General features: G+C 68.1%; 20 protein-coding genes and 1 pseudogene. 18 read left to right on the forward strand and 3 right to left on the reverse strand.

The annotated features are described in order from the left end of the window. Window positions 1–7: 7 nt before the first annotated feature. The 13 genes from A5752_RS24185 (at window position 8) to A5752_RS24245 (ending at window position 13127) form a co-directional block, all read left to right on the forward strand. Window positions 8–1429 carry an NAD(P)H-hydrate dehydratase gene (locus A5752_RS24185; RefSeq protein ID WP_067091223.1) on the forward strand — a complete coding sequence of 474 codons (1422 nt, stop codon included), beginning with the start codon at window positions 8–10 and terminating at the stop codon, window positions 1427–1429. A gap of 26 nt (window positions 1430–1455) precedes the next feature. Then, window positions 1456–2838, forward strand: a complete 1383-nt coding sequence (gad, locus tag A5752_RS24190; RefSeq protein ID WP_067091226.1) for a glutamate decarboxylase — start codon at window positions 1456–1458, stop codon at window positions 2836–2838. A gap of 51 nt (window positions 2839–2889) precedes the next feature. Further along, the gene (gene alr, locus A5752_RS24195) at window positions 2890–4056 is read left to right on the forward strand and encodes an alanine racemase (RefSeq protein WP_067091228.1); all 1167 of its coding nucleotides are present in this window, start codon (window positions 2890–2892) and stop codon (window positions 4054–4056) included. Window positions 4057–4073: 17 nt separating this feature from the next. Continuing rightward, window positions 4074–5177, forward strand: a complete 1104-nt coding sequence (locus tag A5752_RS24200; protein WP_067091231.1) for an alpha/beta fold hydrolase — start codon at window positions 4074–4076, stop codon at window positions 5175–5177. Beyond that, window positions 5170–5637, forward strand: a complete 468-nt coding sequence (gene tsaE, locus A5752_RS24205; protein WP_067091233.1) for a tRNA (adenosine(37)-N6)-threonylcarbamoyltransferase complex ATPase subunit type 1 TsaE — start codon at window positions 5170–5172, stop codon at window positions 5635–5637. The genes A5752_RS24200 and tsaE overlap by 8 nt, the downstream gene beginning before the upstream one ends. Beyond that, window positions 5616–6251: a tRNA (adenosine(37)-N6)-threonylcarbamoyltransferase complex dimerization subunit type 1 TsaB gene (gene tsaB / locus A5752_RS24210; protein ID WP_197500713.1), complete on the forward strand. Its 636-nt coding sequence runs from the start codon at window positions 5616–5618 to the stop codon at window positions 6249–6251. Before tsaE ends, tsaB begins: the two co-directional genes overlap by 22 nt. After that, window positions 6248–6700, forward strand: a complete 453-nt coding sequence (gene rimI / locus A5752_RS24215) for a ribosomal protein S18-alanine N-acetyltransferase (RefSeq protein WP_067091236.1) — start codon at window positions 6248–6250, stop codon at window positions 6698–6700. The genes tsaB and rimI overlap by 4 nt, the downstream gene beginning before the upstream one ends. Continuing rightward, window positions 6697–7722 carry a tRNA (adenosine(37)-N6)-threonylcarbamoyltransferase complex transferase subunit TsaD gene (tsaD, locus tag A5752_RS24220; RefSeq protein ID WP_067091239.1) on the forward strand — a complete coding sequence of 342 codons (1026 nt, stop codon included), beginning with the start codon at window positions 6697–6699 and terminating at the stop codon, window positions 7720–7722. The genes rimI and tsaD overlap by 4 nt, the downstream gene beginning before the upstream one ends. Window positions 7723–7904: 182 nt before the next feature. Then, the gene (gene groES, locus A5752_RS24225; protein WP_046754122.1) at window positions 7905–8207 is read left to right on the forward strand and encodes a co-chaperone GroES; all 303 of its coding nucleotides are present in this window, start codon (window positions 7905–7907) and stop codon (window positions 8205–8207) included. A 78-nt stretch (window positions 8208–8285) separates the two neighbouring features. Continuing rightward, on the forward strand, window positions 8286–9914 hold the full coding sequence (gene groL / locus A5752_RS24230; RefSeq protein WP_067091241.1) for a chaperonin GroEL: 1629 nt from the start codon (window positions 8286–8288) through the stop codon (window positions 9912–9914). A gap of 175 nt (window positions 9915–10089) precedes the next feature. Next, window positions 10090–11490 carry a sugar porter family MFS transporter gene (locus A5752_RS24235; RefSeq protein ID WP_067091527.1) on the forward strand — a complete coding sequence of 467 codons (1401 nt, stop codon included), beginning with the start codon at window positions 10090–10092 and terminating at the stop codon, window positions 11488–11490. 43 nt (window positions 11491–11533) lie between these two features. Then, the gene (gene nagA, locus A5752_RS24240; protein WP_067091244.1) at window positions 11534–12676 is read left to right on the forward strand and encodes an N-acetylglucosamine-6-phosphate deacetylase; all 1143 of its coding nucleotides are present in this window, start codon (window positions 11534–11536) and stop codon (window positions 12674–12676) included. A gap of 88 nt (window positions 12677–12764) precedes the next feature. Next, on the forward strand, window positions 12765–13127 hold the full coding sequence (locus A5752_RS24245; protein ID WP_067091246.1) for an Rv1352/Rv1906c domain-containing protein: 363 nt from the start codon (window positions 12765–12767) through the stop codon (window positions 13125–13127). 10 nt (window positions 13128–13137) lie between these two features. Here the strand turns inward: A5752_RS24245 and A5752_RS24250 are convergent, their stop codons facing one another. Beyond that, window positions 13138–13503 carry a cupin domain-containing protein gene (locus A5752_RS24250; RefSeq protein WP_067091249.1) on the reverse strand — a complete coding sequence of 122 codons (366 nt, stop codon included), beginning with the start codon at window positions 13501–13503 and terminating at the stop codon, window positions 13138–13140. A gap of 107 nt (window positions 13504–13610) precedes the next feature. Between A5752_RS24250 and A5752_RS28245 the strand changes: the two are divergent. Continuing rightward, window positions 13611–14486, forward strand: a pseudogene (locus A5752_RS28245) (LysR family transcriptional regulator). Here the strand turns inward: A5752_RS28245 and A5752_RS24260 are convergent. Further along, window positions 14467–16077, reverse strand: coding sequence for a GMC family oxidoreductase (locus A5752_RS24260; protein WP_067091252.1), 1611 nt, complete (start codon window positions 16075–16077; stop codon window positions 14467–14469). The pseudogene A5752_RS28245 and the gene A5752_RS24260 sit on opposite strands and share 20 nt — an antisense overlap. 278 nt (window positions 16078–16355) lie before the next feature. Here A5752_RS24260 and A5752_RS24265 point away from each other — a divergent pair, with 278 nt between their 5' ends. Beyond that, window positions 16356–17408 carry a 3-deoxy-7-phosphoheptulonate synthase gene (locus A5752_RS24265; protein ID WP_067091255.1) on the forward strand — a complete coding sequence of 351 codons (1053 nt, stop codon included), beginning with the start codon at window positions 16356–16358 and terminating at the stop codon, window positions 17406–17408. Window positions 17409–17421: 13 nt separating this feature from the next. Here the strand turns inward: A5752_RS24265 and A5752_RS24270 are convergent, their stop codons facing one another. After that, entirely contained in the window at window positions 17422–17712 is a 291-nt protein-coding gene (locus A5752_RS24270) for a WhiB family transcriptional regulator (RefSeq protein ID WP_067091257.1), read from the reverse strand. 370 nt (window positions 17713–18082) lie between these two features. Between A5752_RS24270 and A5752_RS24275 the strand changes: the two genes are divergently transcribed. From A5752_RS24275 to A5752_RS24285, 3 genes are all read left to right on the forward strand, one after another. Next, entirely contained in the window at window positions 18083–18865 is a 783-nt protein-coding gene (locus A5752_RS24275) for a hypothetical protein (protein WP_067091260.1), read from the forward strand. A gap of 88 nt (window positions 18866–18953) precedes the next feature. After that, entirely contained in the window at window positions 18954–19532 is a 579-nt protein-coding gene (locus tag A5752_RS24280) for a sigma-70 family RNA polymerase sigma factor (RefSeq protein ID WP_067091262.1), read from the forward strand. Beyond that, window positions 19525–20637 carry an anti-sigma-D factor RsdA gene (locus A5752_RS24285; RefSeq protein ID WP_067091264.1) on the forward strand — a complete coding sequence of 371 codons (1113 nt, stop codon included), beginning with the start codon at window positions 19525–19527 and terminating at the stop codon, window positions 20635–20637. The genes A5752_RS24280 and A5752_RS24285 overlap by 8 nt, the downstream gene beginning before the upstream one ends. Window positions 20638–20644 lie beyond the last annotated feature (7 nt).

A 20644-nucleotide genomic window follows, 5' to 3' on the forward strand; every position in this document is an offset into this window, starting at 1 on the left:
GTCGACGATGCGGCACTACTACACCGCGGACCAGATCCGCGAGGCTGAAGCGCCGCTGTTGGCGTCCCTGCCCGACGGTGCCCTGATGCGCCGCGCCGCCAACGGCCTTGCCGTCGCGATCGCCCGGGACCTCGTCCTGCGCACGGGAGGCGTCTCCGGACGCCGCGTCTGCGCCGTGGTCGGGTCCGGCGACAACGGCGGCGACGCGTTGTGGGCCGCGACGTTCCTGCGCCGCCGCGGCGCCGGGGCCGCCGCAGTGCTTCTCAACCCGGAACGCGTCCACCGCACTGCGCTCGCGGCCTTCACCGCCGCCGGCGGGCGCGTCGTCGAAACGGTCCCGGCGGGCACCGACCTGGTCATCGACGGCGTGGTCGGGATCTCCGGGTCCGGTCCGCTGCGGCAGAACGCCGCCGACGTGTTCTCCGCCGTCGACGACGCGGGCGTGCCGGTGGTCGCCGTCGACATCCCCAGCGGCGTCGACGTTCAGACCGGGGCCACGGACGGACCGCACGTGCGCGCCGCGCTGACCGTGACGTTCGGCGGGCTCAAACCCGTTCATGCGCTGGGCGATTGCGGCCGAGTCGAACTCGTCGACATAGGTCTGGACCTGCCGCGGTCCGACATGATGTCGTTCGACGCGGGCGATGCGGCCGCGCGGTGGCCGGTGCCCGGTCCGAAAGACGACAAGTACACCCAGGGCGTCACCGGTGTCCTTGCGGGCTCGGCCACCTACCCCGGCGCCGCGGTGCTGTGCACAGGCGCGGCGGTCGCGGCGACGTCGGGCATGGTCCGGTACGCCGGAAGTGCTGGACAGCAGGTTCTTTCGCAGTGGCCGGAGGTGATCGCGGCGCCGAATCCGAGCGCGTCGGGGCGGGTACAGGCCTGGGCCGTTGGACCGGGCCTCGGCACCGACGACACCGGCGCGGCGGCGCTGTGGTTCGCGTTGGACAGCGGGTTGCCGGTGGTCGTCGACGCCGACGGGTTGACGATCCTGGCCGCCCATCCCGATCTGGTCGACGGCCGCGAGGCGCCGACGGTGCTGACACCGCACGCGGGCGAATACGCCCGCCTCGCCGGTTCGCCGCCCGGCGACGATCGCGTCGGCGCCGCCCGCAGGCTCGCCGACCGCCTCGGCGTCACCGTGCTCCTGAAGGGCAACGTGACCGTCATCGCCGAACCCGGCGGGCCGGTGTACCTCAACCCGGCGGGCCAATCATGGGCCGCCACAGCGGGATCCGGCGATGTGCTGACCGGGATCATCGGAGCGCTGCTGGCTGCAGGGCTGCCCCCTGGCGAGGCCGCCGCGGCCGCGGCCTTCGTCCATGCCCGCGCCGCGAACCTGGCCGCGTCCGACCCAGGGCCCAGGCCCGCCCCGACTTCGGCGTCACGCATCCTTGCGCACGTCCGAACCGCCATAGCCAGTTTGTAAGCCAGTCCGTAACGAGAGGAACCCTCATGCCGCCCACGCGCAGCCACGCGCCGCAGATTGCCCCCGCCTACACCGGACGGCTGGCGATGGCACCGGTGCCGTCGCTGCGGCTCCCCGACGACGCGATGGATCCCGATGCGGCGTACCGGTTCATCCACGACGAGCTGATGCTCGACGGCAGTTCCCGGCTGAACCTCGCCACGTTCGTCACGACGTGGATGGATCCGCAGGCTGAACGGCTGATGGCCGAGACGTTCGACAAGAACATGATCGACAAAGACGAGTACCCGGCGACGGCCGCGATCGAGCAGCGCTGCGTGTGCATGGTGGCCGATCTCTTCCACGCGGAGGGGTTGCGCGACGACGACCCCTCCAGCGCCATCGGCGTTTCCACGATCGGTTCGAGTGAGGCGGTGATGCTCGCCGGGCTTGCGATGAAGTGGCGGTGGCGCGAGCGCGTCGGCGAGAAGTGGAAGGGACGCACGCCGAACCTGGTTATGGGCGCGAACGTTCAGGTGGTTTGGGAGAAGTTCTGCCGCTACTTCGACGTCGAGGCCCGGTATCTGCCGATGGCGGAGGGCCGCTATGTGATCACCCCCGAGCAGGTGCTCGAGAACATCGATGAGGACACCATCGGCGTGGTGGCGATCCTCGGCACCACCTACACCGGGGAACTGGAACCCATCGCCGAGATCTGCGCCGCACTCGACAAGCTGGCTGCCGACGGCGGACTCGACATCCCGGTGCACGTCGACGCTGCCAGCGGCGGTTTCGTGGTGCCGTTTGTGCACCCGGACCTGGAATGGGACTTTCGGCTCCCGCGGGTGGTGTCCATCAACGTCAGCGGCCACAAGTACGGCCTGACCTATCCGGGCATCGGCTTCGTGGTGTGGCGCAGCGCCGAATACCTACCCGAAGGCCTGGTCTTTCACGTCAACTATCTCGGTGGCGACATGCCGACGTTCACGCTGAACTTCTCCAGACCCGGCAACCAGGTCGTGGGTCAGTACTACAACTTCCTGCGGCTCGGTCGCGAAGGCTATTCGCAAGTCATGCAGTGCCTTTCACAGACCGCGCGGTGGCTCGGCGACCAGCTTCGCGAAAGCAAGCACTTCGAAGTCGTCGCCGACGGATCGGCGATCCCGGTGGTCAGCTTCAAGCTGGCCGGGGACTTCGGCTACACCGAGTTCGATGTGTCGCAGGGGCTGCGCGCCTTCGGCTGGCAGGTGCCCGCGTACACGATGCCGGAGGGTGCCACCGACGTCACGATGTTGCGCATCGTGGTGCGCGAGGGATTCTCCGCGGACCTGGCCCGGGCGCTGCACGATGACCTCGCCACCGTGCTGACCCACCTCGACGAGCTCAAACCGCGCGGGCATTTCAACCAGCAGCAGCCCTTCGCGCACTAGCGTCGGGCCACCACTGCTCCGTCTGGGACAATCGGCCGTGGTGAGACGACAATGCACACGACCGAGCTGACGACGCCGACCGCGATCGTGGCACCCCAGACGGTGGTGGACCTCGACGCGATCGCCCACAACGTGCGTCTTCTGCGTGACCTCGCGGGGGACGCGCAGGTCATGGCTGTCGTCAAGGCCGACGGGTACGGGCACGGCGCCACGCAGGTGAGCCGGGCCGCGCTAGCCGCGGGCGCCACCGAACTCGGCGTGGCGACCGTCGGCGAGGCGTTGGCGCTGCGCAACGACGGCATTGCAGCTCCGCTCCTGGCCTGGCTGCACCCGCCGGGCACCGACTTCGCCCCCGCCGTGGCCGCCGACGTGCAGATCGCCGTGTCGTCGGTCCGCCAACTCGACGAACTTCTCGACGCCGTCACCCGCACCGGGCGCAGCGCTTCGGTCACCGTCAAGGCCGACACCGGCCTCAGCCGCAACGGCGTCGGCTCGGCCGACTTCCCGGCGATGGTCGTAGCGCTCGCGCGTGCCCAGGCCGACGGCGCAATCAGCGTCCGCGGTCTGATGTCGCACCTGGTGCACGGCGACGACCCCGACAATGCCCTCAACGGACTGCAGGCGCAGCGGCTCACCGAGATGCGCACGTACGCAGCCGAACACGGCGTGCGGTTCGAGATTGCGCACCTGAGCAACAGCCCGGCGGCGATGACGCGACCCGACCTCGCCTTCGACATGGTGCGCGCCGGCATCGCGGTGTACGGGCAGACCCCGATCCCCGAGCGCGGGAACATGGGGCTGCGCCCGGCGATGACGGTGAAATGCCCGGTGGCACTGGTGCGGTCGCTGCGGGCGGGCGACGGGGTGTCCTACGGACACACGTGGGTCGCCGACCGCGACACGATGGTCGCGCTGCTGCCGGTCGGCTACGCCGACGGCGTGTTCCGCACGCTGAGCAACCGTATCGACGTGCTGATCAACGGCCGGCGCTACCGCAACGTCGGTCGGATCTGCATGGACCAGTTCGTCGTTGACCTCGGGCCGGACGGGGCCGCCGCGGAAGGTGACGACGCAATCCTGTTCGGGCCCGGCACCCACGGTGAGCCGACGGCGCAGGATTGGGCCGAACTGCTCGGCACCATCAACTACGAGGTCGTGACCAGCCCGCGTGGCCGCTTCGTGCGGACATACACCGGTTCGATGGGCGAGACACGTTGAGCGACGCCGGACTCCCGATGCCGCGTGGCCGCCGCAACCAGAACGGACGATGGCTTGCGGGCGCAGCCGGGCTCACCGCGGTCGGCAGCGCGGCGGGCATGTCGGCGGCGCGCTCGCTGCGGCGGCGGCTCGCGACTGTGGACCACTACAGGGACGAGGATTTCGAACTGCTCGACGCCGATCGCAGTTCGGTCGTCACCACCCCGGACGGCGTATCGCTGGCAGTGCGCGAGGTTGGTCCCGAGGACGCGCCGCTGACGGTGGTGTTCGCCCACGGGTTCTGTCTGCGCATGGGCGCGTTCTACTTTCAGCGCGTCCGGCTGACCGAGCAGTGGGGTCCCCAGGTCCGGATGGTGTTCTACGACCAGCGGGGTCACGGCCAGTCGGATGAGGCGCCGCCCGAGACCTACACCGTGACGCAGCTCGGTCAGGATCTGGAGGCCGTGCTGTCGGTGGTGGTTCCGCGCGGTCCTGTGGTTCTGGTCGGCCACTCGATGGGTGGGATGACGGTACTCTCGCACGCCCGGCAGTTCCCGCAGCGCTATCCGAAGCGGATCGTCGGGGCAGCGATCATTTCCTCGGCGGCGGAGGGAGTTTCGCGATCGCCGCTGGGTGAGATTCTGAAGAACCCGGCACTGGAGGCGGCGCGTTTCGCGGTGCGGTATGCACCGAAGATGGTGCACCGCACCCGCGGCGCAGCGAAGCGGGTGATCGCGCCGATTTTGCGCGCCGCGTCGTACGGGGACGAGAAGATCAGCCCGAGCGTGGTGGCGTTCTCCGAACGGATGATGCACGGCACCCCGATCGCGACCCTCGTCGAATTCCTGCACGCGCTCGAGGTACACAACGAGATCGACGGCCTGACCACGCTGGCGAAGATCCCGACACTCATCGCGTGCGGTGACCGCGACTTGCTGACCCCAATGGAGTACTCACAAGCCATGGCCGCGCTGCTGCCCAAGGCGCAGCTGGTGATCGTCGGCGGCGCAGGGCATCTCGTGCAGCTCGAACAACCCGAGGCGATCAACGAGGCGCTGGTCCGACTGGTCGAACGCGCGACACCGTCCAAGCTCGTCGCGTTGACCAGGCGGGTCCGCGAGAAGGTCCGCAACAATGGGTGAGCGCAGCGGGGGCACGGCCGAACTGCCGACCGCGGAAGACACCATCGCGCTCGGCGCCGAACTCGGCGAGCAGCTGCGCGCGGGTGACGTCGTCGTCCTGTCCGGGCCCCTCGGCGCGGGAAAGACGGTCCTCGCCAAGGGCATTGCGCAAGCGATGGATGTGGAGGGGCCTGTCATCTCGCCGACGTTCGTGTTGGCGCGCGTACATCAGGCCCGCCGGCCCGAGGCCCCGGCGATGATCCACGTCGACATGTACCGCCTGCTCGACCATCCGTCGGTCGACCTGCTCGCCGAACTCGACTCGCTGGATCTCGACACCGATCTCGACGACGCGGTGGTGGTCGTGGAGTGGGGTGAGGGGCTCGCCGAACGGCTCTCCGACAGCCACCTCGACGTCCGCCTCGAGCGGGCCCGCGACACCGAGGTGCGCACCGCGGTGTGGGAGTGGAGCACGGCGTGAACGTATTGGCCATCGACACGGCGACGCCCGCGGTCACCGCCGGGGTGGTCCGCCTCGACGGATTCGAGGTGCTGGCCGAACGGGTGACGGTCGACGCGCGGGCGCACGCCGAACAGCTCACCCCGAATGCGGTGCGGGCGCTCGCCGACGCAGGACTGGGCGTCGACGACCTGGGCGCTGTCGTCGTCGGGTGTGGTCCGGGACCGTTCACCGGGCTGCGTGTCGGGATGGCGACCGCCGCCGCCTACGGCCACGCGCTCGGCGTCCCCGTCCACGGCGTCTGCAGCCTCGACGCGATCGGGGTGGACACCGTCGGCGACGTGCTGGTGGTGACCGACGCCCGGCGCCGGGAGGTGTACTGGGCGCGCTACCGCGACGGGGTGCGCACCGACGGACCAGCCGTGTGCGCGCCCGCGAACGTGCCCGCAGGTGCCGCCGCGGTCGCCGGATCACTTGAGCATGCCGCGCTGTTCGACCTGCCGCGCCAGGAGCCCGTCTATCCGACCGTCTCGGGGCTGGCGCACGCGGTGGCCGATTGGGCCGCCGAACCCGCTCCGCTGGTGCCGCTGTATCTGCGCCGGCCCGACGCCAAACCCTCGGTGGCCCGGCGATGAGCATCACCTACGGCCCGTTGAAGCCGACGGACGCGGCCCGGTGCGCCGAGTTGGAGGCACAATTGTTCGACGGCGACGACCCGTGGCCCGAGCGCGCTTTCCTCGCCGAGCTGGCCGCCAAACACATCCGTTACGTCGCCGCACGCGATGATGACAAGCTCGTCGGCTACGCCGGTATCGCCCGCTTGGGTCGAAAGAAGCCGTACGAGTATGAGATTCACACGATCGGCGTCGACCCCGCGTACCAGGGCCAGGGCATCGGCAAGCGCATGCTGACCGAGCTGCTCGACCACGCCTCGGGTGGCGCGGTGTTCCTCGAGGTCCGCACCGACAACGAAGCAGCCATCAAGATGTACGAGAGCTTCGGATTCACCAACGTGGGCCTGCGCAGGCGCTACTACCGCGCCAGCGGGGCGGACGCCTATACGATGCGGCGAGACCCGACATGACGATCATCCTGGCCATCGAGAGCTCGTGCGACGAAACCGGCGTGGGCATCGCCGAATTGGGCGCCGACGGATCGGTGAGGCTGCTCGCCGACGAGGTGGCCTCCAGCGTCGACGAGCACGCCCGGTTCGGCGGCGTGGTGCCCGAGATCGCGTCCCGAGCACACCTGGAGGCGTTGGGTCCGACGATGCGCCGCGCACTACAGGCGGCGGGGGTGGACAGGCCCGACATCGTCGCGGCCACGATCGGCCCGGGGCTCGCCGGTGCGCTGCTGGTGGGAGTGGCTGCGGCCAAGGCTTATTCGGCGGCCTGGCAGGTGCCGTTCTATGCCGTCAACCACCTGGGTGGCCATCTGGCCGCCGACGTCTACGACCACGGACCGCTGCCGGAGAGCATCGGTCTGCTGGTTTCGGGCGGGCACACCAACCTCCTGCACGTGCGGTCGTTGGGCGAGCCGATCGTCGAGCTCGGCAGCACGGTCGACGACGCTGCGGGGGAGGCCTACGACAAGGTGGCGCGGCTCCTGGGTCTGGGTTATCCGGGCGGAAGGGTGCTCGACGAGTTGGCCCGTGAGGGCGACCGCGATGCCATCGTGTTTCCCCGGGGCATGACCGGCCCGCGCGACGATCCGTACGCGTTCAGCTTCTCGGGTCTCAAGACCGCGGTCGCGCGGTACGTCGAAAGCCACCCCGAGGCGTCGACGGCCGATGTCGCGGCCGGTTTTCAGGAGGCGGTCGCCGACGTGCTGACGCTCAAGGCGATCCGGGCGGCCAAGGCGCTGGACGTGTCGACGCTGCTGATCGCCGGCGGCGTGGCGGCGAACTCGCGGCTGCGCGAGGTGGCTGAGGAGCGGTGTGCCGCCAACGGGTTGACCCTGCGGATCCCGCGACCGCGTCTGTGCACGGACAACGGCGCGATGATCGCCTCGTTCGCGGCTCACCTGATCGCCGCGGGCGCGCAGCCGTCGCCGCTGGATGCGGTGAGCAATCCGGGGCTGCCGGTCGTGCAGGGACAAGTCGCCTGATCTTGTCGAGACCCGACCTTGAGTGCTAGCACTCTCATGTATAGAGTGCTAGGTGGCAGGCGACCAACCCCTGCGCCGGCACCCGCGACGACGGTGCGTGGGCACGGACGCCATGCCGAACACCTGGTAACTGATAGATCCGGAACCCCGGATCGACACCCGAACTAGTGGAGGGCTCCATCGTGGCGAGCGTGAACATCAAGCCACTCGAGGACAAGATCCTCGTTCAGGCCAACGAGGCCGAGACCACGACCGCTTCCGGTCTGGTCATCCCCGACACCGCCAAGGAGAAGCCGCAGGAAGGCACCGTCGTCGCAGTTGGCCCCGGCCGCTGGGATGAGGACGGCGAAAAGCGCATCCCGCTGGACGTCTCCGAGGGCGACACCGTCATCTACAGCAAGTACGGCGGCACCGAGATCAAGTACAACGGCGAGGAGTACCTGATCCTGTCGGCACGCGACGTGCTGGCCGTCGTCAACAAGTAAGCACCCGTGTTCCGCCCCGGGAATCCCCGTCCGCACGGGTGATTTCCGGGGCGGTATGCGTCTAACTGAAAGACAGCTATGAGCAAGCAGATTGAGTTCAACGAAACTGCGCGCCGCGCAATGGAAGCCGGCGTAGACAAGCTGGCCGACGCGGTGCGGGTGACCCTTGGGCCGCGCGGCCGCAACGTGGTGCTGTCCAAGTCGTGGGGCGGGCCGACCGTCACCAACGACGGTGTGACGATCGCCCGCGAGATCGACCTCGAAGACCCGTTCGAGAACCTCGGTGCGCAGCTGGTCAAGTCGGTCGCCACCAAGACCAACGACGTGGCGGGCGACGGCACCACCACCGCGACCGTGCTGGCCCAGGCCCTGGTCAAGGGCGGCCTGCGCAACGTCGCGGCGGGCGCCAACCCGATCGCACTCGGTGCGGGCATCGCCAAGGCCGCCGATGCGGTCTCGGAGGCGCTGCTGAGCGCGGCCACGCCGGTGTCGGAGAAGAACGCCATCGCCCAGGTCGCCACGGTCTCGTCGCGCGACGAGAAGGTCGGCGAACTGGTCGGCGAGGCGATGACGAAGGTCGGCGCCGACGGCGTCGTCTCCGTCGAGGAGTCCTCGACGCTGGAGACCTACTTGGAGATGACCGACGGCGTCGGCTTCGACAAGGGCTACCTCTCGGCGTACTTCGTCACCGATTTCGACGCCCAGGAGGCGGTGCTCGAGGACGCATACGTGCTGCTGCACCGCGAGAAGATCAGCTCCCTGCCGGACCTGCTGCCGCTGCTGGAGAAGGTCGCCGAGGCGGGCAAGCCGCTGTTGATCATCGCCGAAGACGTTGAGGGCGAAGCACTCTCGACGCTGGTGGTCAACGCGATCCGCAAGACGCTCAAGGCCGTGGCGGTCAAGGCGCCGTTCTTCGGTGATCGGCGCAAGGCGTTCCTCGAAGACCTCGCCATCGTCACCAACGGCCAGGTCGTCAACCCCGATGTCGGCCTGGTGCTGCGCGAGGTGGGCCTCGAGGTGCTGGGCACCGCCCGGCGCGTGGTGGTCAACAAGGACAGCACCACGATCGTTGACGGCGGTGGCACCAAGGAAGCCATCGAGGCGCGAAAGTCGCAGCTGCGGGCCGAGATCGAGGTCTCCGATTCCGAATGGGACCGCGAGAAGCTCGAGGAGCGGTTGGCCAAGCTGGCCGGCGGTGTCGCCGTCATCCAGGTGGGCGCCGCGACCGAGACCGACCTGAAGAAGCGCAAGGAAGCCGTCGAGGACGCCGTCGCGGCGGCCAAGGCGGCCGTCGAGGAGGGCGTCATCGCCGGTGGCGGTGCGGCGCTGGTCCAGACGCGCGGTGCACTGGACAAGTTGCGCGACAGCGTGTCCGGTGACGAGCGCCTCGGCGTCGAGCTGTTCTCGGCAGCGCTCGGTGCTCCGCTGTACTGGATCGCCACCAACGCCGGCCTGGACGGCGCGGTCGTGGTGAACAAGGTGACGGAGTCGCCTGCGGGACATGGTTTCAACGCCGCGACCCTGACCTTCGGTGACCTGGCGGCCGACGGTGTCGTCGATCCGGTCAAGGTCACGCGTTCGGCGGTGCTGAACGCGGCTTCGGTGGCCCGCATGGTGCTCACCACCGAGACCGCGGTCGTCGACAAGCCGGAGGAGCCCGAGGACGACGGTCACGGCCACGGGCACGGCCACCACCACCATCACTGAGTGAATTGAACGAAGCACCCCCGGTCACATGGCCGGGGGTGTTTTGTTTTGGCATGGACCGCGCCGGCGAAGGCTGAGTCGATCCGAGTACGGCGGCGCGTCTGGCTGTGCCACTCCAACCAGTTCCTTAAACTTTTCGCTCACCGGCGAAAGGATCAACGTGGGCAACACCGCAATCCGGCGGTCCCCCCGCCTGGGACCGCTGGTGGCCGTCGCAGCCGCCAGTGTCGGCATCATTTACGGCTACGACCTCTCCAACATCGCCGGTGCGCTTCTGTTCATCACCGACGAGTTCGGGCTGACCACCCGGCAGCAGGAATTGGTGACCACAGCGATAGTCATCGGCCAGATCGCCGGGGCGGTCGGCGGTGGGATGCTCGCCAACGCCATCGGACGCAAAAGGTCGATGGTGCTCGTCGCCATCGCGTACGCGGCCTTCGCGCTTCTCAGCGCGTTGTCGGTGTCGGTGCCGATGCTGCTGGTGTCACGCTTTCTGCTGGGCCTCACCATCGGCGTGTCGGTGGTGGTCGTGCCGGTGTTCGTCGCCGAATCAGCACCTGCGAAGGTTCGCGGTTCGCTGTTGGTCGCCTATCAGGTGGCTACGGTCGTCGGCATCATCATCGGCTACCTGGCCGCGTACTTCCTGGCCGGCTCGGGCAACTGGCGGTGGATGCTCGGCCTGGCTGCGATACCGGCGGTGCTGGTCACGTTGTTGCTGCTGTGGATGCCCGACACCGCCCGCTGGTACATGCTCAAGGGCCGGGTCGACGAAGCCCGCCAAACGCTGCGCCGGGTCGAGGCGAGCGCCGACGTCGAGGTCGAACTCGCCGAGATCAGCCGCGCGCTCAAGGAGGAAATCGGCGGCGCGGTGCGCGAGATGCTCCGGCGGCCCTACCTTCGCGCCACTGCTTTCGTGGTGGTGCTCGGTTTCTTCATCCAGATCACCGGCATCAACGCGATCGTCTACTACAGCCCCCGACTGTTCGAGGCCATGGGCTTCGAGGGAAACTTTGCACTGCTGATACTTCCGGCGCTGATCCAGGTGGCTGCCCTGGCGGCGGTGTTCGTTTCGCTGATGCTGGTCGACCGAGTGGGTCGACGACCGATCCTGTTGGGCGGCATCGCAATGATGGTGGCCGCCAATGCCGTGCTCGTCGGCGTCTTCGTGGCCGGCACGGAATTCGGTGGTGCGCTCACCACGATCGGATTCCTCGGCGTGCTGCTGTTCACGATCGGGTTCACGTTCGGCTTCGGCGCATTGGTCTGGGTTTACGCCGGTGAGAGCTTCCCAACTCGGCTCCGGTCGATGGGCTCGAGTGCGATGCTCACTTCCGACCTCGTGGCCAACGCGATCATCGCCGCCTTCTTCCTGACGATGCTCAATTCGCTGGGCGGTGGGGGGACATTTGCGCTGTTCGGCGCCTTCGCGCTGGCCGCGCTCGTCTTCGTCTATCGATTCGCGCCGGAAACCAAGGGCCGCCAGCTCGAGGAGATCCGGCACTTCTGGGAAAACGGCGGGCGTTGGCCCGAAGCGGCCGACGGCGCGGCAGAGGATCTCAACCCGTTGAAACAATGACGGCGGACAAGCCGCGCGGGCTGCACAGAATCACGGAGATGCGGTGACGCTCATCGCCGCGGGGACCATCGTCTTTCAGGACCGGGTCTGTAAGCCGGGTTGGTTCGCTACCTCTGCCGGTCGGATCATCGACTGCGCGCCCGGCCCGGCACCGCGACCGCCCGACCATGACTTCCCGGATCACGTAGTGGTGCCCGGATTCGTCGATATGCACGTGCACGGAGGGGGTGGTGCGTCCTACGCCGACGGCATCGGCTCAGAGATCGAACAGGCAGCCGAGTTCCACCTGCGCCACGGCACCACCACCACGGTGGCCAGCCTGGTCACCGCCTCACCCGAGAACCTCTTGCACCAAGTGCGCGTGCTCGCCGAGCTGACTCGGCAAAAAGCCGTCGCCGGCGTGCACCTGGAAGGCCCCTGGCTCAGTGCAGTGCGTTGCGGTGCACACGACGCAACGCTGATGCGGGACCCCGACCCCGCCGAGATCGACGCTCTGCTCGCTGCCGCGGACGGCACTATCCGGATGGTCACGCTGGCGCCGGAACTGCCGGGCGCTCAGGACGCCATCGCCCGCATTGCGGACGCGGGTGTGGTCGCCGCCATCGGCCACACAGACGCCAGCTACGACGACGCGAAGCGCGCGATCGAATCGGGCGCGACCGTCGGTACCCATGTGTTCAACGCGATGCGACCACTACACCATCGCGACCCGGGTCCGGCGTTGGCGCTGCTGGAAGACCCGCGAATAACTGTGGAGCTCATCGCCGACGGCGTGCACCTCCATCCCGCGCTCGTGCGACGGGTCATCGAGACGGTCGGGCCAGGTCGCGTCGCGCTGATCACCGACGCGATGGCGGCAGCTGGACTGCCGGACGGCTCATTTCGAATCGGCGCAGTCGAGGTGGAGGTAGCCGAGCGCGTCGCGCGCGTGCGCGGGATGTCGACGATCGCAGGCAGCACGGCGACCATGGATCACCTTTTCCGGACAGCGGTCGGCCAACTCGGCGGCTCGGATGAGGCGCTGGCCAAGGCGGCGCAGATGACGGCGACCACCCCGGCTCGCGCATTGAAGCTCGAGCACGTCGGCAGCCTGCGCGTCGGCATGGATGCCAATTGCGTTGTACTACAAGAGGATCTACAGGTTCAGCAGGTGATGCGCAACGGTTCGTGGCTGCCCCACCGCTAGCGGATGAGCGCTCGACCGTCCGAATCGCACATGCACCGCGGCTTTTGGGCTTAGGCTTCGAACACCTGACACGAGGTGGTGAGGACATATGCCACATCTGTTCCGCGCGCCGGCCGCGCTGATCGCCTGCGCGGCCGCGGTCGCGACCGCGTCACCGGCGGCCGCCGACCCGCTGAACCCGATCCCGGGAAACGGATTCTTTCTCGTGGGGCCCGATATCGCTCCGGGCGTCTACAACACCGGCGGGTCGGCGTCGACCTGGGCCGTCTACATCAACGACGTGCCTACCGAGGACTCGATGTGTGTGTGGTTCACCTACAGCACGCCGGATACCAACAAGGACAACGTCGTCGCGACGAACATGTCCGTCGGTCCGATGAACGCGAACATCAACTCGTCGGTGAAGGCGTTCGAGTCGCGGAACTGTCAGCCCTGGACGCGGCTCAACTGAGCCAAGGGGTCTAGTCGGTCGCGACGTGTGGCGGATCGTAAATCACCAGAAACACAAGGTCTTCCGCCCCGGTGTTGACCAAACTGTGCTGCGCTTTCGCCGGAACCTTGACGAAGGTGCCCGGTTTCACGTCCCAACTCTGACCGTCGATCCGCATGCAAGCGGTGCCGGTCAGAAAGTAGAAGGCGTGGTTGTAGTCGTGGTGATGTGGCTGTGACCCGCCCCCGGGTCCGAACTTGGTCAGTTGTGCACTGAACAACCCGGAGTATTGGGAGCCGACGAGGTCGTCGCTAATCCAAAACGCCTGACCGAGATCGGTTTCATGCCAGACGATGTCCTCTGGCGAATACACGAACGGCAGAGTCGTCTCTTTCATGGTGGTTCTCCTTCCAGATGGGCTTACTATTACTGGAACGCTTTCGAGGCAAAAGGATCGACAACGTTTCGGTTATGGCGTGATCACATGGGAGCTATGGAGGGCAGATGCCGACTCTGGTGCAGCTCAACGCCTTTGTGACGGTGGCCGAACAGGGCGGGTTCACGGCCGCGAGCCGGCGGCTCGGGTTGTCCCAGCCGGCCGTCAGCCGTGCCATTGCCACACTGGAAAGCGAGCTCGGCTCGCCCGTCTTCGTCCGCCGCCGCGACGGTCTCGCGTTGACCGAAGCGGGCTCCGTGGCGCTCGCGCACGCTCGAGAAGCGGTGCGGCACTTGACATTGATGCGCACCGAGGTCGCCGGACTGACAGGTGATGTCACGGGCACGTTGTGGCTGGCCAGCCTGCCGACCGCCACCGCCGCGTTCATCGCCCCACAGTTGCGCGCATACGCGCACCGCCACCCGGCTGTCACGATCCGGTTGCTCGAGGGCAGCGAGGAAGAGGTCTTGGATTGGCTCGACTAAGGCGCGGTCGAGACAGGTGTGGTCAGCCTGCCTGTCAAAGGAATGGAGGCCGCGGTTCTGGGAGACCAGGCCCTGGCGGCGGTGGTACCGGCCGAGTCCGATCTCGCCTCGAAGGAGGCCGTCACTTATGCCGACTTGGCGAGCAAGCCGTTCGTTCGCGGCAAGGGCGGCTGTGCCGACGTTTTCATGCCCATCGCGCGACAGGCCGGTGTGGAGTTCGACCTGGCGTTCGACGCGCGTGAGGTTGCCGCGGCGCTCGAGATCGTGCGGGCGGGACTCGGTGTGAGCATCTTGCCCGTTGCGGGCCTTCCCGATATGCCCGGTGTTGCGGTGCGGCCTCTCGTCCCTCATACCGTTCGTCGCCTCGGTGTCGCGGTGTCTGCGAGTGCGTCGGGCGCCGCGCGTGCATTTCTCGACCAGATCGCCGCCGTTGACGGCCCTACGCCGCGTCGAGGATGAGATCGGCTGCCCGCCAAGCCATTGCCATCACCGGGCCGTTGAGGTTGCCCGACACCATCGTGGGCATCACCGAACAGTCGACGACGCGCAGGTTGTCGACGCCGCGCACGCGTAGCGAGGTGTCCACGACGTCGTCGTCGCCCGGCCCCATCGCGCACGTTCCGATCGCGTGGTATCCGCAGTAGCCGTCATCGAGAGCGGAATCGATGATCGCCTGCTCGGTGACGACGTCTGCGCCCGGCAGGGTCTCGGCGACAAGGTGTTCGGCGATCGGCGACTGACCGAACAACCGCCGCATGATGCGGAACAACGCGACACCCTTGTCCCGGTCGTGCGGTGAGGTGAGGTAGCCGGGATCGATGTCCAGCGGCGCCGCCGGGTCGGCCGACGTGATCGTCACCGACCCCTCGCTGTCCGGGCGCAGTACGTATCCGATCGCTTGAAGCCCCGGTTCCCGCTCGACGGCCGCCGCCTCGCCCTGCTCATACGGCGCCAATGAGAAGGGCGCCATCAGGATCTGAGCGTCCGGGCGGTCCAATTCGGGTGAGGTCTTGAAGAACCCGACGACGTCGAACGCGGCGCCGGCGAGCGGGCCCCGCTTCGTCGCCAAATACCTTGCGGTGGTGAGCGCTTGACGCGCCGTGGTGCTCAAAAGGCGGTTGTAGCCGACGTCCCGGTTGAGCCGGAACTGGATGACGAAGCACCGGTGTTCCCGCATCCTCCGGCCGACGTTGGGGCTGTCCACGACGGTGTCGATGCCCAGTCCGCGCAGCGCCGAACGATCTCCGACGCCGGACAACTGGAGCACCCTCGGTGTCGAGATGCTCCCGAGCGCCAGGATCACCTCACGCCGAGCGAGGAGGTCGACCTTCGCGCCACGACCGGTGGCCGCTCGCACACCGACCGCCTTGTCGCCCTGGAAGATCACTCGTTCGACCGTGGTGTGCACCGCGATACGGAGGTTGGCCCGGCGGGCGACCGGGTGCAGGAACGCATGCGCCGCGCTCACGCGCCGGCCGCCCTTGATGGTGCGGGGCGCGGGGCCGATCCGTTCGCGGTCACTGGCATTGACGTCGTCGGGCGGCGACCAGCCCAGGTTCGCCCCCGCCGCGATGACGTCCGAGCAGAGCTGGGGGAGACCGGTGTCGATCGTGACGTCGAGCGGGCCTCCCGAGCCTCGCATCGGATCGGGCCCGAGGCCGTGGTTCTCCATCGAACGGAACACGGGCAGCATCTCGTCCCAGCCCCACGCGGGGTTTCCCAGCGCAGCCATCGCGTCGTAATCGGCGGCGCCGCCGCGGTTGTAGACCATCCCGTTGACCGAACTCGATCCGCCGAGGGCCTTGCCGCGCACCCAGTGCTCGACGAGCCGAGAAGGTCCGGTCGGGCGAACGGGGAAGTGCCAGGTGATCTTCGGGTTCCCGAGAATCTTCCCGACGCCCTTCGGGATTCGGATCATCGGACTTCGGTCCTTGCCGCCGGCCTCGACCAGCAGAACGCTCGAGCGCGGATCCTCGGAGAGTCGGTTCGCCAGGACGCATCCCGCGGAGCCGGCGCCGACGATGATGTAGTCGTAGGTCCTCGAAGGCATCACGGTCAGGGTCGGCGCGACGGGCGGCGCAGTCAAGGGGTCTCGAAACCTTCGTTTTGGCGAACGCCCGGATCCCGGTATAACCTGGTCGGCGTGAACTCTGCGGTGCGCGTCGGCTATTGGCGCTTTATCGAGGCTCCGGGCGGAGCCGATAAAGCGCAGCGCTAAGCACGCATCCACCCGGAGCCCAGGCAGTGACCACCAGGTCGCTGCCTTTCGTCATTAAAGGGCCCGGGGTCGAACCGGGCGCCGCAACCTCCAGAAAGGCACCCGAGAACATGAACCTGGCGCAGACCGCCACCCCGCCCGCCACCTCTGACCGGCGGGTCCGCGGTTTCAGCGAGATTCCCAGCCCGCACGAGGTGCTCAGCGAATTCCCGCTCGGAGCCCGGCGCGCCGAGCGCGTCGTGCGTGACCGGGAAGAGATCGCCGAGATTCTCGCGGGCCGCGACGACCGGCTGCTGGTGGTCGTGGGACCGTGCTCGGTGCACGACCCGGCCGCTGCGCTGGACTATGCCAGCCGGCTCGTCAAGGTCGCCGACGAGCTCAGCGACCGCCTCAAGATCGTGATGCGGGTGTACTTCGAGAAGCCGCGTACCACGATCGGCTGGAAGGGGCTGATCAACGATCCGGGCATGGACGGCACCTTCGACGTCGCCCGCGGCCTGCGCATCGCCCGTCACCTGCTGCTCGACATCGTCGACATCGGGTTGCCGGTCGGCTGCGAGTTCCTCGAGCCGACCAGCCCGCAGTACATCGCCGACGCCGTCGCGTGGGGTGCCATCGGAGCCCGGACCACCGAATCCCAGGTGCACCGCCAGCTGGCATCCGGTCTGTCGATGCCCGTCGGGTTCAAGAACGGCACCGACGGCAACATCCAGGTCGCCGTCGACGGGGTCAAGGCCGCCGCCGCCCCGCACGTCTTCTTCGGCATGGACGACCTCGGCCGCGGCGCCCTGGTGAACACCGCAGGCAACGAGGACTGCCACGTGATCCTGCGCGGCGGCACAAATGGTCCGAACTGCGACGCCGACGCCGTGCAGGCCACCGCGGCCAAGCTGACCGCGGCCGGACTGCCCGGCCGCGTCGTGATCGATTGCAGCCACGCTAATTCGGGGAAGGATCACGTCCGCCAGGCGCAGGTCGCCGCCGAGGTGGCGCAGCTGGTGCGTGACGGCCTACCGGTCAGCGGTGTGATGCTCGAAAGCTTCCTCGTCGCCGGTGCGCAGGCCCCCGAAGCCCGTCCGCTGACCTACGGGCAGTCGGTCACAGACAAGTGCATGGACTGGGCGACGACGGACCGGGTGCTGCGGGAGCTGGCCGAGCGCTAGCCGCCCGCAGCCCTCAGGAGGCCCGCCGGATTCCGCGCTTCAGCAAAAGCTCGCGCTCGGACTCCGACAGCCCACCCCAGATGCCGTACGGCTCGCCTACGGCGAGCGCGTGCGCGCGGCACTGGGCGATCACCGGGCACCGCCGGCACATCTCCTTCGCGCGCATCTCGCGTTGGGCGCGGGCGCGGCCGCGCTCACCGTCGGGATGAAAGAACATGGAGGAATCGACGCCTCGACAAAGCCCGGCCATCTGCCAATCCCAAATGTCGGCGTTGGGACCGGGCAGCTGCTGCGGTTGTGGCATTGGAAACCCCTCTCTGCACACCCATTTCGGAAACGAATGGATGAGTGAGTTCAAAAACCGATTCGAGCTCAAGTCGCCGATGACCACTCGTGGAGACAAAGTATGGGCGCTGCCGAAATCTCGTCAATAGCCCCCACATGTGCTTATTGACATAACCGCAGGCCCAGAATTTACATCACGTTCATCATTGCGACCCACAGACAACGAGAACGGTGCTAAGCCGACCTATGGTGGTCGACGGCGAAACGCATTTCTCCAGTTCGCGTCAATTGTCGGTGAGCGGGCAAATTCGAGCCGCTAACACGCAAGTAACATTGCGACCACCAACTGTTAACCAATGGCGCGGGTCAATTGATACCGTCGCGACTCGATGCCCGCAGAAATCGTTCTGACGAGGGCCGCATTCGGTGACGATCCCGGGCGCTGGCCGTTGCCTCCCGGCGCCACACCGCACGAGTTGTGGCTGCGTGCCATCGCGGCGGGCGGGCAGGGCCGGTACGCCAGCGCGCGGGTCGATCTGGCCGCGCTGTTGCGCAGCGGTGGTCGAGAACGCGCGTTGGCACACAGCACCGAGGCGTCGTTTCTGCGCCAGCTCGGTTGGCACGCCCGCGCTCGACGATGGGACGGACGGGCGCTGGCGCTGGCCGGGTCGGACGTCGAGTCGGCAGCGGATGCGTTGGTAGGCCTGGGCGCAGACGCGTTGGGTGTGGGGCGGTTCGACGCGGCCGCGCGCGCACTGGCCCGCGCAGCCGAGCTGATGTCGGATTCGCCGGTGCCGCGGCTACGGGTGCGGCTGGGCTGGGTGTCGGCCGAACTGGCGATGGCGCGTGGAGAAGGGAAGGCCGCCGTCGGGCACGCCGAGCGTGCCGTCGAGGCGGCCGCGGCGTTCGGCTCGGTGCGTCACGAAGTGAAGTCGTCGGTGGTGTTGGCCGCCGCCCGGTGCAGCGCCGGTGACCTCGCCGGTGCGCGCGCGGTGGCCGATGCGGCGCTCGACGAGACGCAGCGCTTCGGAATGGTTCCGTTGCAGTGGGCGTTGGCTTGCTTGCTGGCCGACATCGGCAGCGCCGAGCACCCGGCACAGGACATGGTGGCGCTACGCGATACTTGTGCCGATACAGTGCGTCGGCGGGGCGGCGTGTGGTCGGTGCGGTAACCGGGTCCACGCGGAAGTGAAAGTTATTGTTTAGCTGACCGACCTACCAAGCTCGGTCCTGTTCGTAACGTTGGAGAGATCGCCCACGATGACATTTTCGGGAGAACGTCTCGATGCTGTCGTTGCTGAGGCTGTGGCAGGAAACCGGGACGCGCTCCGGGAGGTGCTGGAGACCATTCGTCCGATCGTTGTTCGGTATTGCCGGGCGAGGGTGGGGGCGACAGAGCGCAGTGGCCTCTCAGCAGACGACGTTGCCCAGGAGGTTTGCTTGGCCGCCATCACGGCGCTGCCGCGTTACAAGGATCAGGGACGCCCGTTCCTGGCCTTCGTGTACGGCATTGCCGCCCACAAGGTTGCTGACGCGCATCGCGCAGCAGCCAGGAATCGATCCGACCCGACCGACGTCGTGCCGGAGCGATACTCGCTGGACGCCGGACCCGAGCAGATGGCCCTCGACGCCGAGGCGTCGGCGCGGATGAACAAGCTCCTGGCCGTGCTTCCCGAGAAACAGCGCGAGATCCTGATCTTGCGCGTTGTCGTGGGGATGAGCGCCGAGGAGACCGCGGAGGCGGTCGGCAGCACGCCGGGCGCCGTGCGCGTCGCCCAGCACCGCGCGCTCGCGAAACTGAAGTCCGAGATCGTCGCGACGGGGCGTGACTATGCCTGACTTCGGACGCTGGACTTCGAACGGGGGAGATCCCTCGCTCAACGAGATCAACCGCACCGATCGGTTCCTCGATTCGCTGGCCACACAGCAGCCGGTGTACTCGACCGATCCCAGTGAGGCGGAACTCGCCCAGCTGCTCGCCGGCTGGCGCGACGAGATCCGTGGTGCTCCTCTGACCGCCACGGTCACGCCGCGCGACGCGGTGCTGGCGCTCGACCGGGCCGCGGCATCGCGCCGCCGCACGCGCACGTCCCTGGCGGTCGTGGGGTCCGCCGCGGCCGCGGTGTTGTGCATCGGCGGTTTCGGTGCGGTGGTGGCCGGTTCGGGCCCGGGCGACTCGCTGTACGGCCTGCGCACCATGCTGTTCGGCGAGCGGCACGACACCCGCGACGATGCGGTCGTGCTCGCGGCGCAGACGCAGATGGCCGAGGTGCAGCAGCTGATCGACCAGGGTCAGTGGCAGGCCGCTCAGGACAAGCTGCAGACGCTGACGACGACCGTGGCGACCGTGGGCGACACGCAGCGCAAGGAACAGCTGGTCAGCCAGTGGCAGGAGCTGACGGTCAAGGTCGAGGCGCAGGATCCCGCGGCGACCATCCCGCCGGGCACGCCGCCGCCGACGTTCCCCGAGGTCGTCGTGCTGACGCCGGGCGAGGGCACGACGTCGTCGGAAACCTCCGGGCTGTCAGAGTCCACTTCGCCGTCGTCGGAGACCACGTCGCCGTCCGAGACGACGCCGCCGTCGGAGACGACGCCGCCCTCGGCTACGCCGTCTCCATCTGCAACGACGCCGCCGTCCGCAACACCGTCACCGTCGTCCCCGCCACCGTCGACGACGGTCCTGCCGGGCAGCCCACCGCCGACCTCGGTGCCCACCGCGCTGCCGACGCCGACGGCCACGCCGCAGCCGACACCGTCGGCGAGCGCGCCGCTGCCGACGCCGAGCACTCGAGTTCAGATTCCGACGCCCTCGTCGCCGCCGTCGGTGGTCGAGCAGGAGGAGGAGCAACCGCCGGCCGAGCCGACGGTGAGGCAACCGCCATCCGCGCCGAAGACGGCGGCCACGACCGTGACCGTTCCGGATGCGGTGGAGGAACCGAGCTAGTTCGGGT

Origin of the sequence: Mycobacterium sp. 852002-51961_SCH5331710 (assembly GCF_001665535.1) — a bacterium.
In the GTDB taxonomy this organism is placed as follows: domain Bacteria; phylum Actinomycetota; class Actinomycetes; order Mycobacteriales; family Mycobacteriaceae; genus Mycobacterium.